Annotated in this window: 12 protein-coding genes; 3 read left to right on the top strand and 9 right to left on the bottom strand. The window is 74.4% G+C overall.

Going from position 1 to position 16265, the window contains the following annotated elements:
* Positions 1-20: 20 nt before the first annotated feature.
* The 9 genes from HKK74_RS22235 to HKK74_RS22195 form a co-directional block, all read right to left on the bottom strand.
* Entirely contained in the window at positions 21-977 is a 957-nt protein-coding gene (locus HKK74_RS22235) for a diacylglycerol/lipid kinase family protein (protein WP_187245205.1), read from the bottom strand.
* A 142-nt stretch (positions 978-1119) separates the two neighbouring features.
* Entirely contained in the window at positions 1120-2145 is a 1026-nt protein-coding gene (locus HKK74_RS22230; RefSeq protein ID WP_187245204.1) for a cation diffusion facilitator family transporter, read from the bottom strand.
* Positions 2129-2527, bottom strand: a complete 399-nt coding sequence (locus tag HKK74_RS22225; protein ID WP_187245203.1) for an ArsR/SmtB family transcription factor — start codon at positions 2525-2527, stop codon at positions 2129-2131. The genes HKK74_RS22230 and HKK74_RS22225 overlap by 17 nt, the downstream gene beginning before the upstream one ends.
* A gap of 183 nt (positions 2528-2710) precedes the next feature.
* Positions 2711-3883, bottom strand: a complete 1173-nt coding sequence (locus HKK74_RS22220; protein WP_187245202.1) for a VWA domain-containing protein — start codon at positions 3881-3883, stop codon at positions 2711-2713.
* Between the two features lie 52 nt (positions 3884-3935).
* On the bottom strand, positions 3936-6290 hold the full coding sequence (locus HKK74_RS22215; RefSeq protein WP_187245201.1) for a DUF5682 family protein: 2355 nt from the start codon (positions 6288-6290) through the stop codon (positions 3936-3938).
* Positions 6291-6514: 224 nt separating this feature from the next.
* A complete protein-coding gene (locus tag HKK74_RS22210; protein WP_187245200.1) occupies positions 6515-7597 on the bottom strand; it encodes an ATP-binding protein in 1083 nt (360 codons plus the stop codon).
* An 83-nt stretch (positions 7598-7680) separates the two neighbouring features.
* Positions 7681-9174, bottom strand: coding sequence for a DUF5691 domain-containing protein (locus tag HKK74_RS22205; RefSeq protein WP_187245199.1), 1494 nt, complete (start codon positions 9172-9174; stop codon positions 7681-7683).
* Positions 9171-10481 (bottom strand): SWIM zinc finger family protein, encoded by a 1311-nt coding sequence (locus tag HKK74_RS22200; RefSeq protein ID WP_312881675.1) that lies wholly within the window; start codon positions 10479-10481, stop codon positions 9171-9173. The genes HKK74_RS22205 and HKK74_RS22200 overlap by 4 nt, the downstream gene beginning before the upstream one ends.
* A 248-nt stretch (positions 10482-10729) precedes the next feature.
* Positions 10730-11446, bottom strand: a complete 717-nt coding sequence (locus HKK74_RS22195; RefSeq protein WP_312881674.1) for a M50 family metallopeptidase — start codon at positions 11444-11446, stop codon at positions 10730-10732.
* 373 nt (positions 11447-11819) lie between these two features.
* Between HKK74_RS22195 and HKK74_RS22190 the strand changes: the two genes are divergently transcribed.
* Genes HKK74_RS22190 through HKK74_RS22180 form a run of 3 tightly spaced genes read left to right on the top strand, consistent with a single transcriptional unit; the run spans position 11820 to position 16260 of the window.
* Positions 11820-12806 carry an AAA family ATPase gene (locus tag HKK74_RS22190; protein ID WP_187245196.1) on the top strand — a complete coding sequence of 329 codons (987 nt, stop codon included), beginning with the start codon at positions 11820-11822 and terminating at the stop codon, positions 12804-12806.
* 32 nt (positions 12807-12838) lie between these two features.
* Positions 12839-13972, top strand: a complete 1134-nt coding sequence (locus HKK74_RS22185; RefSeq protein ID WP_187245195.1) for a DUF58 domain-containing protein — start codon at positions 12839-12841, stop codon at positions 13970-13972.
* Entirely contained in the window at positions 13969-16260 is a 2292-nt protein-coding gene (locus HKK74_RS22180; RefSeq protein ID WP_187245194.1) for a transglutaminase TgpA family protein, read from the top strand. The genes HKK74_RS22185 and HKK74_RS22180 overlap by 4 nt, the downstream gene beginning before the upstream one ends.
* The last annotated feature ends 5 nt before the right edge of the window (positions 16261-16265 follow it).

The raw sequence follows: 16265 nt of genomic DNA, 5'->3' as shown, positions 1-16265 counted from the left end.
CCAGCCCGGCTCGCCCGGCCTCAGGTGTCCAGGAAGCTCTGGGCGACCATCACGCGCAGCGCGTTCGGCACCAGGCTGACCCGTACGGGCGTCCGGCCGCGGACCTCGCCGTCGACGTCGACGGGCAGCGGCGGATCGGTCTCGAGGTACACGTCGTCGGTGGTGAGCAGCGCGGTCTGGGCGAGGGTGCGCCGGTGCCCGATGAGCGCGTGGCGCGCCGTCTCGGCGGCGAGCCGCAGCCGGGCCCCGTTGCCCAGCCGGTACACGGCGAGCAGCCGGTCGTCGGCGCTGGCGTCCGCGGCGATCGGACGGCCGGCGTGATGGCTGCCGTTGGCGACGTTCAGCTGGTGGGTGGTCAACCGGCGCGTGGTGTCGCCGACCCGCACCGTCGCGTCGAACGGCCGGTGCCCGGGCATCAGGCGCAGCGCGGTGAGGGCGTAGGCGGCCCGGCCGACGACCCGCTTGAGCCCGTGCGGGACCTGCCCGGCCACCTCGACCGACAACCCCAAGCTGATCATGTTGGCGAAGACGTCGCCCGGCGAGTCCGCCGGATCCGCGCCGTACCGCACCCGGCCGACATCGACGTCGGCGACCTTTCCGTCCCGCAGCACCGCGACCGCCCGGGCGAGGTTCAGCGGCAGCCGCAGGCTGCGGGCGAAGTTGTTCGTGGTGCCGAGCGGCAGCAGCCCGAGCGCGACGTCGCGCTCCGCGACATGGCTGACGGCCTCCTTGACGGTGCCGTCGCCGCCGCCGACGATCACCAGGTCCGGGTCGGAGTCCAGCGCCTCCCGGAAGATCTCCGGCATGCGGCTCGGGTCGGCGATCGGGAACACGTCCGCGAAGCGCAGGCCCGCCTCGCCGAGCAGCCTGCGGGCCTCGTCGAAGTGGCGACGGCCGCTGCGTGAGCGCGTGTTGACGATGAGGACGGCTCGTCCTCCGTGCCTGATCGCGGCTTCGAGCTGCGGCTTGCTCCGCATGTCGGGTGGTCTGTCCCTTCCGGGCGGCGGGCGGCGCCGACCCCGTGCCATTCGTCGCTTGTTCGTACCATGGTCCCGCACAGGGGCGGCCGGGATGGGACGGGCCCGTGCCGGGCGAGTGCGGCTCAGCCCCGGCAGCGGCTCAGGCTCCGGGAACCGTGCGCTCGCCGCCCTGATCCTCGCTCGCGCCCCGATGCGGGGCATCCGGTTCGGAGCGGTGGCGTGGGCCGTGCGCGTCCTCGCAGTGGTGGGCGTCGCCGGCGGGCTGCGCGGGCGCGTGGTCGACCTCGAGCGTCGTGTGCGTGATCCCGTAGGCGTCGCGCAGCACACTGCCGAGATCCCGGCGTACGGCGTGGCAGTCGCCGCGCTGATCCACCAGTACGTGGGCCGACATCGCGGCATAGCCGGAGGTGAGCTCCCACACGTGCAGATCGTGCACCTCCACGACGCACGGCCGGGCGGCCATCCGGGCGCCGATCTCGCCCGGGTCCATGCCCATGGGCGCGGCCTCCATCAGGATCCGCCCGGCGTCGCGGAGCAGGCCGTAACCCGCCTTCAGCATCAGGCCGGCCACCACGAGCGTGGCGATCGAGTCGGCCCGGGCGAACCCCGTCTGCCACACCACCAGGCCGGCGATCGCGGTGGCGATGAAGGCGTAGAGGTCGTTGAGGACGTGCTGGAAGGCCCCTTCCACATTGAGGTTCGCCCGATCGGCCCTGCTCAGCAGCCAGGTGGCCAGCACGTTGATCGCGATCCCGACGAGCGCCGTCGCGAGCACCAGGGGACCGGCGACCTCCGGCGGCTGGATCAGCCGCCGGACGGCCTCGAAGATGAAGTAGGCCGCCAGCAGGATCAGCGTCAGCCCGTTGAGCTGGGCCGAGAGGATCTCGGCTCGCTTCAGCCCGAAGGTGTAGCCGCCCATCGGCGGGCGCGCCGCCACGCGCATCGCCACCAGGGCCAGCCCGATCGAGAAGGCGTCGGTGAGCATGTGCCCAGCGTCGGAGATCAGCGCCAGTGAACGGGCCACCAGCCCGACGACCACCTCGCCGGCCATGAAGACCAGCAGGACCGAGAGCGCGGCCCACAGGAACCTGCGGTCGGCGTTCGCCGACACGGCGTGCCCGTGCCCGTGCCCATGCCCGTGCGTACGGTCAGGGTCGGGGCTCATCGCTCTCACCCTTGTGACCCAGATGCACGAGAGCGAGGTCGAGGAGCATCCGAACGTGCGAGTCGTCCAGGCGGTAGTAGGCCATCCGGCCGGACCGGCGGACCCGTACGACCCGGTGGGCGCGCAGCAGGCGCAGCGCGTGCGATACCGCCGACTCGGTGTGCCCGCACGCCGCGGCGATGTCGCAGACGCACATCTCACCTCCCTCGAGCAGGGCCGTGATCACGCGGAGCCGGCCGGGGTCGGCGAGCAGCCCGAACACCTGAGCGAGTTCCTCGATCGCCTCGGCGTTCGGCATGGCACCCGCCACCATCGTGACGCGCTCGGAGTCGATGACGCGGACCGCGCACTCGTCCAGCTTCTTATCTGAAGCAACGCTCATACATGCAAATTTAGGGCATCGACGGCCGGCGGGCGACCGCACGGCGGGATCCGCGTCCCTGAGAAGCCCTGTGCCCGACGCCCCGGCGGGGGAAACCGCAGGGCAGCCAGGCCGGTGGGCGCGCCCGGTGGGCGCGCCGACTTCCGCGTCGTCCGCCAGGTCGAAGCCGGAGGACGATTCGATCTATCCGTCCCCGCTCGGCTGATTGCGCTCCGCCCACTCCGTGAGGTCGCGGCGCTCGACCGCCGCGGCCATGAGGTCGGGGAACACGTCGGGCGTGCACGCGAATGCCGGCACGCCCAGCGCGGCCAGCGCGGCGGCGTTCTCGTGGTCGTAGGCGGGCGCCCCCTCGTCGGAGAGCGCGGTCAGCGCCAGCACCTGCACGCCCGCTGCGGTCATCGCCGCGACCCGTTTCAGCATCTCGGTGCGGACCCCGCCCTCGTAGAGGTCACTGATCAACACAAAGATCGTTTCGGTGGGCCGGGTGATGACGCCCTGGCAGTAGGCGATGGCCCGGTTGATGTCGGTGCCGCCGCCCAGCTGGGTACCGAACAGAACCTCCACCGGGTCGTGCAACTGGTCGGTGAGATCGACGACCGAGGTGTCGAAGACCACCAGCGACGTGCGCAGCGACCTCATCGAGGCCAGCACGGCGCCGAACACCCCGGCGTAGACCACCGACGCCGCCATCGAGCCGCTCTGGTCGATGCAGAGGACGACGTCGCGCTGGACCGCCTGCCGGCGACGGCCGTACCCGACCAGCCGCTCGGGCACGACGGTGCCGTGCGAGGGCAGGTAGTGCCGCAGGTTGAGGCGGATCGTCCGGTCCCAGTCGACGTCCGCGAGCCGCCGCGGCCGCTGCACCCGCGCGGACCTGTCGAGGGCGCCGCTGATCAGCGACCTGGTGCGCTGCGCGAGCCGCGACTCCAGTTCCCGAACCACCGCGCGCACGACGGCGCGCGCCGACTCCTTGGCCCGCTCGGGCATCACCTGGTTCAGCGACAGCAGCGTGCCGACCAGATGGACGTCGGGCTCGACAGCTTCGAGCATCTCCGGTTCGAGCAGCAGCCGGGTGAGGTTCAGCCGGTCGATGGCGTCCTTCTGCATGACCTGGACGACGCTCGAGGGGAAGTACGCGCGGATGTCGCCGAGCCAGCGGGCCACCTTGGGCGCCGACGCGCCGAGGCCCCCGCTCCGCCCCCCGCCGGACCGGCCACCGCCCCGGCCGGAGCCGTAGAGCGACGCCAGGGCCGCGTCCATCCCGGCCTCGGCACCGTCCAGGGCCACGCCGGTGCCGTCGGCCGCCTCGTCGCCGAGCACCAGCCGCCACCGCTTCAGCCTCTCGCCGGCGTCCACAGGCCCTCCCAACTCCAGTCGTGATCTCGAGTGGTCCGCGCTCACCGCCGCGTCATGGGGACGAGGGCGACCAGCCGAGGATCTCCATGATGGTCTGCCCGGCCGGGCCGACGCGGGCGGCGTCGAGGCCGGCCCAGTCGTCGTCCCCGGGGTCTTCGGGCGCGCGCCCGGCCCGGTCACCCGAGCCCAGGTGGCGCACGCGCTCGCCGATGGAGCGCCGCTCCGGGGCCTCGAACTCCGCGAAGGTCCGGCGCAGGAGCGGCAGCACGTCGGTGAACCACTCCGGCGACAGCCCCGCGATCCAGCCGTCCACCAGCCGCAGCAGCGCGTCGTCGTGGACCAGGACGAGACCGCCGCCCGCGAGGAACCCCTCGATCCAGGCGGCCGCGCGGGCCGGTGACTCGCCGACCGACACGGCGCGGGCCATCCGGTCGGCCACGCGCTCGAGCCGGCCGGCGTCGAGCAGCAGGCGGGTCAGCCGGCCCTCGATCAGCCCGTGCAGGCCGGGCCGGTCGATCAGGCCGGCGAGCGTGTCCCGCCACCGCGCGAGGTGCTCGGCGTCGTCGAGCAGGGCGAGCGCGTCGTGCACCTCGTCGACGCGATCGAGCAGTGTGCGGGCGGCGTCGTCATCGATCCCGGACGCGGCCGGCGGCAGCCCGACGCAGACGCGCACCACCAGCCCGTCGACCACGGTGCGCAGCGGCCCGGTGGAGGTGCCGCGCACGTCGCCGTAGCGCAGCGTGCGGACCAGCGCGGGGAGCGCGGCCATGAGATGCGCGACGGCGGTGTCGGCCGCGGCCCGGTCGGCGAGGGTGCGCATGACGTCCGGCAGCGCGTCGTCCAGATCGGCGAGCAGGCACCGCTCGGCCAGCGAGGTCAGGTCGGTCAGCGCCTCGGCACCGGCCGCGGCGGACCGCGCCTTCGCCGAGGCGGCGCCGCGCACAGTGGTGCCCCACGCGCTCGCCTCGATGAGCTCGACGTCGAACACCGGCCGCCACAGCAGCGTCCACGTCTCGCGGAAGGTCCCCTTGCCGCGCCCCGACTCGGCGGGCTCGCCCCACGGCACCTCCAGCAGCCGCAGCCGGTGCAGCAGCCTGCTGCGGTCGAGGTCGGTCGGCTTGCGCAGGTCGAGGTCGTGCTCCTTCTCCAGCGCCGACGGCCGCAGCCGCAGCCGCCGCTGCTCGGCCCGCAGGTCGTGCTGGAGCGGCACCATCGGAGTGCTGTCGGGCACGGCACCGAGCCGCTCCCCGACGACCATGCGGCGCTGGATCAGCTGTGCGGGCAGTTCGGCGCCCTCGCAGAGGACGGCGAGGGTGGCCTCGGTGACCTCGTCGAGCCCGGCCAGCGGCCTGCCGCGCAGGGCGGCGAGCGCGTCCGCGAGCCGTACCGCCTCGATGACGTGCGCGGACGAGACCGGGAGGTCCTCGTCGCGGAGCACCCGGGCCGCCTCGGTCAGCCAGCGTTCGATCGGCCGGTCCGGCTCGCTGAACAGATGGTGATACCAGCCAGGTGACCGCACGCCCGCGCCGTAGCCGCTGCGCCCGGCCAGCCGCCCGTGCGTCCACGGCACCCAGGTGAGGGCCACCCTGGTCTTGGGCAGCCCGCGCAACGTCCGGTCGTCGCCGGTCGCGGTCACGGCACCCTGGTCGCGCGCCGAGCCGAGACCGGCGGCGATCGCGGGCACGTGCCAGGCCCCGCAGACGACCGCGACGCGCTCGAAGCCGTCCTTCAGCGCGCGGCGCAGCGTCTTGCGCATGTACGCCTCGCGCCGCTCCTCGCGCAGGGCATGGCCCTCGGGCATGGGCGGCGCGTGCTCTCGCAGCGTGGTCATGGCCTCGGCGATCGCCTCGAACGGCGCCGGCCCGTCGCCGCGATGCTCGACGACGTCGTCCCACCAGCGCTCCGCGTCGTCGTAGCCGGCCGCCTCGGCCAGCGTGCCGAGCGGGTCGAGCCGCACCTGCTCCAAGGCCTCGGCGTCCTCGCGCCCGGGGGTCTCGGGGCCGGCCGGACCCGGGTCGGCGCCCGGAACGCCGCCGGAATGATCGTCCGGCGGCTCGGCGAGCTGGTGGGCGGCGGGCAGATCGCAGAAGCGCACGGGCACCCCCGCGGCGAGGGCATGGCGGATCGCCTGCCACTCCGGGCTGAACTCGGCGAACGGCCAGAACGCCGCCCGCCGGTCACCGTGCTCCCCCTCGGCGGAGACATAGGCGAGCAGCGCCACCGGCGGCACCATGCCCGGGTCGGCGGCGAGCGCGACGATCGGGTCCGCCTCCGGTGGCCCCTCGATCAGGATGACCTCGGGCTTGAAGTCCTCCAGCGCCTTGCGGAGGGCCCGTGCCGATCCCGGGCCGTGATGCCGGATCCCGAAGATCCGCACACGCTCGTCGGGCTCCACGGCCACGGTCATCGAGATCGCGGCGTGGAGACTCCGGTTCTCCGGCCGGAAAGCAAACGCCGCTCCCTCCCTTCTGCTACTTTGAGTGACTCCGCGATAACCAAGCGGATTCGCGGCCGGGCGGGCCGTGACAGCGCGGGGAGCCCTCCAGTCGTCAGACGGGGCCGTGAACCGCGAACCACTGGCTTCTCCTGTCTGAGAGGTTGGAATCTCCCGCCTTCAGGCGGGAGGGGACGTCAAGAGACCTCGCGGCACGCACGGTAGAAGTCGCGCCACTCGGTGCGCTCCCGCACCACGGTCTCGAGGTACTCCTGCCAGATCACCCGGTCGGACACCGGGTCCTGCACGACCGCCCCGACGATGCCCCCGGCGACGTCGGCGGCGCGCAGCACGCCGTCACCGAAATGCGTGGCGAGGGCACGACCGTTGGTGATCACTGAGATGGCCTCGGCGGTGCTGAGCGTGCCGCTCGGCGACTTCAGCTTGGTACGCCCGTCGCCCGTACGGCCGGACCGCAGCTCGCGGAAGATCGTCACGACCCGGCGGATCTCGTCGAGCCCGGCCGTGGCGTCGGGCAGCTCGAGGGTCGTGCCGATCTGCTGGACCCGGCGCGCGACGATGTCGACCTCCTCGTCGGCGGTCGCGGGCAGCGGGAGCACCACGGTGTTGAAGCGGCGGCGCAGCGCGCTGGACAGCTCGTTGACGCCGCGGTCCCTGTCGTTGGCGGTCGCGATGACCGTGAAGCCCTTGCGCGCCTGTACCTCGGTACCGAGCTCGGGCACCGGGAGGGTCTTCTCCGACAGGATCGTGATGAGGGTGTCCTGCACGTCGGACGGCATGCGGGTGAGCTCCTCGATGCGGGCGACGGCGCCGGTCCGCATCGCGCGCATGAGCGGGCTCGGCACGAGGGCCTGCTCGGACGGCCCCTCGGCCAGCAGCCGCGCGTAGTTCCAGCCGTACCTGACCGACTCCTCGGAGGTACCAGCGGTGCCCTGGACCAGCAGCGTGGAGTCGCCGCTGACCGCCGCCGCGAGGTGCTCGGAGACCCAGGTCTTGGCGGTGCCGGGCACCCCGAGCAGCAGCAGCGCCCGGTCGGTGGCGAGGGTGGCCACGGCCACCTCGACGAGGCGGCGCGGCCCGACGTACTTGGGGCTGATCCGCGAACCGTCGGGCAGCGTCGCGCCGAGGAGATAGGTCGTGACGGCCCAGGGCGACAGCCGCCAGCCCGGCGGCCTCGGCCGTTCGTCGTGCTCGGAGAGCAGGGCGAGCTCGTCGGCGTACTGCTGCTCGGCGTGCGGCCGTAGCACGGCTTCGGTCATGGGGGTGCAGGCTCCTTAGAACGAGGACGGGCGGAGGCGGGCGGTGCGGCGCGGGGTGAGGACGGCCGCCCGGCACCCTCGGGTCACCGCAACTCCTCCAGCATGTGGTGGCGGAAGCGAAGGGTCTCGGTCAGCTCGGTGAGCGGCCAGGAGTTCGCGTGGTCACGGGTGATCTCGTCGAGCCGAGACACGGCACCCGGTGTCAGCCGTTCGTCGGCCAGCCGGCACAGCCTGCTCACGAACCGGGCCGCGTCGGGCCGGCGGGCGGCGGTCAGCAGGGTCGCCACCACGGTGTCGGCGAGTTCTCCCGTCCACGGGCCGGGGATCCGGTCGAGCGTGCGAATGAGGTCGTCGTGGCCCTCGACCCAGCGGATGAGGTCGGCGGCCGCGGCGTCGCGCTCCCCGGCGGGCAGCACGGCGAGCAGATCGGCCAGCGCCTCGACCTCGTCGACGACGACGCCGCCCTTGAGGAGCGCCCGGGCCCACCCGGCGTCGCGCTGGCGGACGGCCGCGCGCGCCCAGCCGAGGTGAACGTCCTTGGCGCTGTGCACGTCATGGTCGACGGCGTCGGCGATGGGCAGGCACACGACCTCCATCGGGCGCATCCCGAACAACTCGGTCCAGGTGGCCAGTGGCGTGCGGGCGAGGACCTCGCGCAGCCACCCGGCCCGGTCGCCGATCCGCTCGGCGGCGTGGAAGGGAATGCCGTCGCGCTGCATCGCGTCGTCGTGGCCGGCCGGCGGCTCGACGACGATCCACCGCTGCGCCCGGTGGCGTACGGTCCGGTGCTCGCCGCGCAGGCAGACACGCGCCCGCTCGGTCATCCGCCGGCCGTACGCGGAGCCGGGCAGCCGGGCGAGCAGGTCGGCGGCGATCCGCCGCACGTCCTGCCCGCGGTCGTCGAGGGCGGCCTCGAGGAACTCCTCGTCGGCCGCGGACAGCCCACGCTCGAAGGTGGCCAGGAAGACCGTGCGATCGGGTGCCGGTTCCCTGTCCCAGGTCTCGCGCAGCGTCGCCAGGGCGGCGGCGGGGTCGGTGGCCCGCAGTCGCACGAGGTGCGCGACGCGCCGGCCGCGGGTGCCGGTCTGCCATGCCCCCGGGTCGGCGGCCGCGTCGTCTTCGCCCACGGCGACCAGGTAGGCCCAGTCGGTGTTGCGCAGGGCCAGCCACACGCCGCGCCGACCCGCGGCGCGGGCGATGAGCGGGCGGAGCCCACGGTCGGTGCGGCCCTTCTCCAGCAGGTCGGGCAGCAGCCGCGGCGGCACCCGGTAGCCGCGCTCGGCCGCCCGTTCCAGCCACTCCGGCAGCACCCGGAACCGCTCACCGGCGAGGATCTGCGCCAGCCGGCGGGCCGCCTCGGGCGGGACGACCGGAGCGGTCTCTGCCGGGGCGGGGGCCACCGGCTCGGCCGTGCCGGGCAGCAGGCCGGCACGCCGGCGCACGGTCAGCAGCGCGGCCTGGTCGAGCAGCCGGCCGGCCGGGTCGGCGGTGCCCGCCGGGGCCTCGGGCAGCGAGGGAGGGGGCCGCCGCTGGGTGCCGAGCAACGCGGCGGACACGTGTTCGGTCCACGCGTTCACAGGATCACCAGCCCGTCCTCCTCCTGCCAGGCTGACAACGGCACGAGCCCGCGCGCCGACCACTCGCCGGCCACGGTGAGCGGCCGGCCGCCGGACACCGCCAGCAGCCGCCAGGGATCGGTCGTACGGAGCGGGAGCGCGTGCCCGGCCGGGTCGATCACGTGCCAGCCGTCGTCACCGGCGCGGCCCAGCCGCAGCCCGGCCAGCACGGCGGGCCACCGGTCCAGCCACGGATCGCGGCTCAGCGCGGCGGCGTGCTCGCGGAGCAGCTCCTCGACCGTCGTGCCCCGGGGGGCCCGGCGCCCCGGAGGCGCGTGCCGCGCGGCCACGATCGCGCGCAGCGGCTGCGCGCCGGGGTAGAAGGCGAGCTCGGCGTCGACGGTGTCGCCCACCACCAGCGAGGCGTCGAGCGCTCGGCCGGGCGCGGCGAAGGACAGGACGAGGGCGGACCGCCCGGTATCGCGGCCGCGCAGCAGCACCCGGCGGGTGATGAGCCGGTCCTGCTCGGCGTCGCTGGAGCCCGCGACGTACCAGAGGTCGCGGACGCGCTCGCCCGCGAGGACCTCCTCGTGGGTCAGCGTGAAGCCGATCCGCGCCCGCACGGTGGCGGCCAGCGGGCCGGGCAGCTCGGCCCTGCGGCGGAAGGCGGTGGTCAGCAGGCGCAGCAGCGCGTACTCCGCCAGCAGCCGTTGCGGCCAGTCGGCGCCACGGCGCGGAATCGACGCGAGCCGGCGCACCTGGCCGGCGAGCGCGCCGGCCTGCGCGTCGACGAGCCGGCGGGCGACGTCGTCCCACAGGTGGTAAGGAGCCCGCTCGGCGTGGGCCAGGCCGTGTGCGACCTGGTCGCGCAGCCACTGGTCGAGCTCGGCGACGCCATCGGCGACCCGCTGCTCCCGCCGCTCGGCGGTCTTCGGATCCCGGGTGCCGGCGGGCCTGGCGCCATCCGCCGCGGTGTCGCTCGCCACGCGCCGCCCGGCCCGGGCCCGCCGCTCGGTGAGCCACTCGGTCACCCAGCCGGGCGGGGCGCCCTCGGGCACCGGGCCGTCGCTCCACAGCAGCAGCAGCGCGAGGGCGTGCTTGCACGGGAACTTGCGGCTCGGGCACGAGCAGCGGAAGGCGGGCTCGGACAGGTCGACGCTCGCGCGGTAGGCGCTCTTTCCGCTGCCCTGGCACGTGCCCCAGACGGCGTCCTCGTCACAGCCCGTACCGGACCATCGCGCCGGTCTGGCCAGGGTGCCTGAGGCCTTGACCGACGGGGCGTCGGGAGCCAGCCCGAGCACCTGATCGCGCCCCCACCGTTCGCTCACACACCCGAAACTATCGGGACGCGCCGACATTCTCCGGCCATCGCCGGAGCCCGCCGGAGCCTCGTCAGCGGCCCTTGCCCGTGCCGACGGTGGGGCGGCTGCGGCGGCGGTGACGGCGCAGCCTGGCCCGCCGCTTCCGGTGGTACTTACCGCGATCGAGCTTCTTCTCGGCCATCTCGCCATCGTGCGCCGGGCGCCCGCCCTCGGGAACGATCCTGACCGGATCCGGCCGGTGGGGCGGCGCACTCTCAGATGCCGGGCAGGTCGGACAGCTGGGGCAGCGACGTCGTCTCGGGGAACAGCAGGCTGGCGCCGGCCAGGAGCGACACCAGTGCGATCAGCGCGAACACGCCCACCCAGGCCAGCCCGGGCACCCCGGTGAGGTGGGCCAGCTGGTCGGCGTCGGACCTGGGCGCCTGGTGCCGTGAGCGCATGCGCTGCAGCTCGATGACGGGGCGGGTGCCCGCGAGCAGGAGGAACCACGCCGCCAGGTAGGCGAAACCGGCCTGGACGTTGGCGTCGCCGAGCCACGACACCGCGAAGATGACCGCTCCGGTCCCGACCACCGTGAACACGCCGTACGCGTTGCGGATCATGACGAGCATGGCGCCGAGCAGCGCAAGCGAGGCCCACAGCATGAGGGTGATGCGGTCGGCGCTGAGCAGCACCGCGAACCCCAGCCCCAGCAGCGGCGGGGTGGTGTAGCCGGCGATCGCGGTGAACACCATCCCCGGCCCGTTCGGCTTGCCGCGCGAGACCGTGACCCCGGAGGTGTCGGAGTGCAGCCGGATCCCGTCCAGCTTGCGGCCGAAGATCAGGGCGACCAGCGCGTGGCCGCCCTCATGGGCGATCGTGACCACGTTCCTGGCGATCCGCCAGGTGGGCGGATGACCGACCGCCAGGAGGGCGAGGACGCCCGCGACGACCACGAGCCACCAGGGAGGGGCGGGCTGGGTCCCTGTCACGCGACCCCACAGGTCGCCGATGTTCGCTGTGTCCACTTCCGCCCTCGGGTTACGCCGGCTCGGATCACCAGGGTGCCATGCGACGGCCGGTCCGTCGGCCGTCGCGGAATAAGACGCGATCCGCGGCCGGTCCGTTCAGTACATTCGGCCAGTACATTCGGCACCCGGGACCGGGACGTGATCCGGACCCCGTGGCACCTCGGGGGGAACCGCGTCCGGCGACCACCAAGTCTGAGGGTTCCTCAATCGCAAGTCAGCGTAAGTCGGTATTTTCTGTAGCTCATGCGCATATTTACGTCGGCCGTGGTCGGTTCGGCTGGAGGGTGACGGGGTTGAACGGGGAACGGCGGTCCGGCGCGCCGGGGGGCCGCACATGACCGAGAATCATTCCGCGCCCGACGCGGACGCGCTGGCCAAGAGGTTCGCGCAGCTGTTCCACGCCCTCGGCACCAGCATCGAGCGGGTCATCCGCGGCAAGAGGGACAAGGTCGAGCTGGCGCTGATCTGCCTGTTCAGCGAGGGGCACCTGCTCGTCGAGGACGTGCCCGGCGTGGGCAAGACGACCCTCGCCCGCAGCATCGCCGCCTCGGTCGAGGCCCGGTGGAACCGCATCCAGTTCACCCCGGACCTGCTGCCCAGCGACGTCACAGGCGTCTCGATCTTCAACCAGGGCGGCAACGCGTTCGAATTCCACCCCGGCCCGATCTTCGCCAACATCGTGGTCGCCGACGAGATCAACCGCGGCTCGCCCAAGACCCAGTCGGCCCTGCTCGAGGTCATGGAGGAGCGCAGAGTCACCGTCGACGGCCGCGGCCATCCAGTGCCCCGGCCGTTCATGGTCATCGCGACCCAGAACCCGGTCGACATGGACGGCACCTACCCGCTGCCCGAGGCACAGCTCGACCGGTTCCTCATGCGCATCTCGATGGGCTATCCCGACCACGCGTCCGAGGTGGCCGTGCTCGCGGGAGCGCCGACCGGCGCGACGCTCGACAAGATGCCGCCGGTCTCGAGCCGCGACGACGTCGCGCGCATGATCCAGTTCGCCGCCCGCGTCCACGTGGCCGGGCCCATCTACGACTACGTCGTCCGCCTGGTCGCCGCCACCCGGGGCCACGCCGATCTGCGGCTCGGCGCGAGCCCGCGGGCCAGCCTGGCGCTGCTGCGCGCCGCACGGGTGCGTGCGGCCGCCGCCGGCCGAGCGTACGTGGTGCCCGAGGACATCAAGGTGCTCGCCGCCCCGGTCATCGCGCACCGACTGATCGTTGCCCCGGAGGCCGAGCTGCGCGGGCGCGGGCCGGGCGACGTGGTCGCGGACGTCCTCGCCGGCATCCCGGTCCCGCAGGCCGCGGGGGTCTGAGTGGGCGCGCGGTCCCGGCGCCGGAGCGGCCGATGCTGACGCCGCTCGGCCGGGGGATCGCGGCCGCCTCGGTCCTCCTGTACGCGGCCGGCTGGTGGCTCGGTTACCCGGAGCCGGCGGCCCTGGCGGTCGCCGGGCTCGCCGCGGTCGCCGGCGCGGTGCTGTGGACGGTGCCGCGCCCGGCGCTGGAGGTCGACCGCGAGATCGCGCCGCTGAAGGTCGCGCGCGGGGAGCCGGCGGCCGGGGTGCTGCGGGTCACCAACACCGGCCGGGCCATCCGCGCCGGCCTGCTCGCGACCGACGCGGCGGGCGCGACGAGGGTCGAGGTCTCCATTCCCCGGCTGCCGTCCGGCGGCAGGCGCACCGTGACCTACCGGCTGCCGACCGACCGGCGCGGCGAGATCCCGGTGGGCCCGCTGAGGCTGATCCGGGCCGATCCGCTGGGCCTGTCCCGGCGGGTCAGGGAGTACGGCCGGCCGCAGATCCTGCTCGTCCACCCCCGCACCATCGCCCTGCCGCTGATGCCGTCCGGCCGGGCGCACCACCTGGAGGGGCCGACCACCGACCGGGCCCCCGCGGGCACCGTCACCTTCCACGCGCTGCGGGAGTACGTCATGGGCGACGACCTGCGGCACGTTCACTGGAAGTCCAGCGCCCGCACGGGCACTCTCATGGTGCGCCAGCTCGTGGACGCCAGCCTGCCGACCACCACGGTCGTCATCGAGGCGAGGCGCGACGCCTACGGGGATCCGGAGGACTTCGAGCTGGCCGTCGACGCGGCGGCCTCGGTCGCGGTCGGCGCCTGCCGCGCGAACTTCCCGGTGCGGGTCCTGACCGGGACGGGGCCGGTCGCCGAGACGAGGGGCGGGCCCGACGACGTCGAGGCCGTGCTCGACCGGCTGGCGCGGGTGACCCTCGCGGAGGGACCCGGGACCATCGTGGACGCCGTCCGGCGGGTCCGCGCCGGCGGCTCGCTGGTCGTGCTGACGCCCGGGAGCGCGGACCTGAGCCGGATCACGGCGGTGCGGGCCCGGTTCGACCGGGTCGTGTGCGTACGCGTACGGCCCGACGCGCCGGCGCCCTCTCTGCCCGGCGTCACCCTGATGGACATCGCCGACCTCGACGACCTCCAGGCGGCCTGGCAACGGGCGAGGCGAGGTTCGTGACCACCCCCGCCCCCGCCGCCGTTCCCGACGCCGTTCCCGCGACGGCCCCCGTCGCCGCACCGGCCGCCGAGCGGTCACCTGGAGGACTCGTCCGGCGCCACCTGTCGCTGGTGATCACGGCGGGCCTGGCCGCCGTCGCGGGACTCGCCTTCCACCGGGTGTTCGGGTGGGCGGCCGTCGTCCCCGTGGCCGCGGTGGCCGCCGTCGTGCCCACCGTGCTTGCGGCGCTGCTGGCCGGGCCCAGGGCGGGCCGGCCATGGCCGCTCTGGATCTCTCTGGTCCTCTCCGTCCTCGCGTGGGCCGGCGCGGTGTCGCTCACGCTCTTCCGGGCGCACCTCGCCGACGGGTCGCTGCCGCGAGTGATCGGCATCGGGCTCCGCGACTCGTGGAAGGGGATCCTCACCACGCTGCTGCCTGCGCCCGCCCGGCCCGAACTGCTCGTCCTGATGCACGTGCTGGTCTGGCTGGCCGCGCTCGCCGGGGCCGAGACGGCGCTGCGCACCTCGCTGCGCGTGGCGCCCTGCCTTCCCGCGCTCGCGGCGTTCGGGGTCGCGCTGGCCATGGGCGTCGGCGGCCCCGGATCGAATCCGCCGCTCGTGGCGGCGGCCGCCGCGCTGATCGTGGCGCTCGCGCTGGTGCGGTCGGGTGCCGAGGGCTCCGCGGGCGGGCTGCCGCACCGCCTCACGCTGGGCGCGGCCGCGACCGCCGCACTGGGCGCCCTCGTGCTCTTCGCCGGGCCGTACGTCCCCGTTTCCGGAGATCGGTACGACCCGCGCGACCAGGTACAGGCGCCGCCGCCTCAGCAGCGCGACAGCGTCAGTCCCCTCGACCGCGTGGGGGGCTGGCTGCTCAGCCCGGACGAGGTCCTGTTCACCGTGCGGGCGGACCGGCCGCAGAACTGGCGGCTGGCCGTGCTCGACCGGTTCGACGGCGTGACATGGACGTCGGACGGGCGGTTCGCGCCCACCGGCAGCCGGGTGCCTCCCGCCGGCGAGGACGGCGAGCGGCGCGACGTCGGCCAGCGGGTCACCGTCATGAACCTGCCCGGCATCTGGGTGCCGGCAGCGGACCGGCCGCGCAGCGTCGAGGGCCTCGGCGTGGTCGTCGATCCGGTCAACGGCACGCTCGCCGCCGCCCGGCCACTGCGGTCCGGGCAGAGCTACCACGTCACCTCCTCGGTCCGGCAGTGGAGCGAGAAGGACTTCACCGGGGTGGTGCGGCAGGCCGGCGACGCCGAGGCCAGGGCGGCACTGGAACTGCCGGACGGCCCCGGCGCGCAGAAGGCGCCGCCCCAGATCGCGGAGTTCCGCGCCCTCGCCCAGCGGGTCGCCCGTGGCGCGGACGGGCCGTTGCAGCAGGCCCAATGGCTTGAGGAGTGGCTGGGGACCTACGCGAGGTACGACGTGACCGTCTCGCCCGGTCACAACTACCGTCAGCTCGATTTCTTCCTCGGGCAGAGCCGGCGCGGAACCCCCGAGCACTTCGCGACGGCCTTCGCCGTGCTGGCGCGGACGCTCGGCCTGCCCACGCGCGTCGTCGTGGGCTTCCGGCCCGGCCGCACGGCCGGCGACGGCCTGCGGGAGGTCCGCTCCGGTGACGTCATCGTGTGGCCGGAGGTCCGGTTCGCGGGCCTCGGCTGGGTGCCGTTCGACCCGACGCCCAAGCGGCAGGGCCGGTCCGGCGCGGACGACGACGTCGCGGCCGGCGAGACCCTGCAGAAGCTCGAGCAGGCGAAGCGCAACGCGGCGTCCCGCAACCGCGGCGGGAAGGCCACCCGCCCACCGGAGCCCCCGCGGGCACCGGCGAAGGCCGCCGAGGAGGCGTCGCGCCCCTGGTGGGTCTATGCGGCCGCGTCACCCGTCGTGCTGGTGCCGTCCTATCTGGTCGCGGTGCTCGTCATACCGGTCGTACGCCGGCGACGACGCCGCCGCGCCGCGACGCCCGCGCTGCGGATCGCGGGAGCATGGCAGCAGGCGCTCGAGCACCTCGCCGACGTCGGCCTGACCACGGTCCGGACGCTGACCGCGCACGAGGTCGCCCGCTTCGGCGGCCGCAGCGTCGGCGACGACGCGCGTGCGCACCTCGGATCGCTGGCCGACCTGGTCGACCGGGCGCGGTTCGCCGGGGAACCGTCCGACCAGCGGTCGGCCGAGGCGGCGTGGCTGCACTCCGACGAGGTCGGGCGGCTGGTCACCGCGCGGGCCGGCCGGGCCCGCCGGCTGCGCCGGCGCCTGCACCCGCGATCGCTTCGGCGGCGTGTCCATGCCGAGACTCGCGATTCGTCATGATTTAA

The organism is Actinomadura alba (assembly GCF_014323705.1).
Classification (GTDB): Bacteria; Actinomycetota; Actinomycetes; order Streptosporangiales; family Streptosporangiaceae; genus Actinomadura_C; species Actinomadura_C alba.
This window is presented reverse-complemented; position numbering and strand designations above follow the sequence as displayed.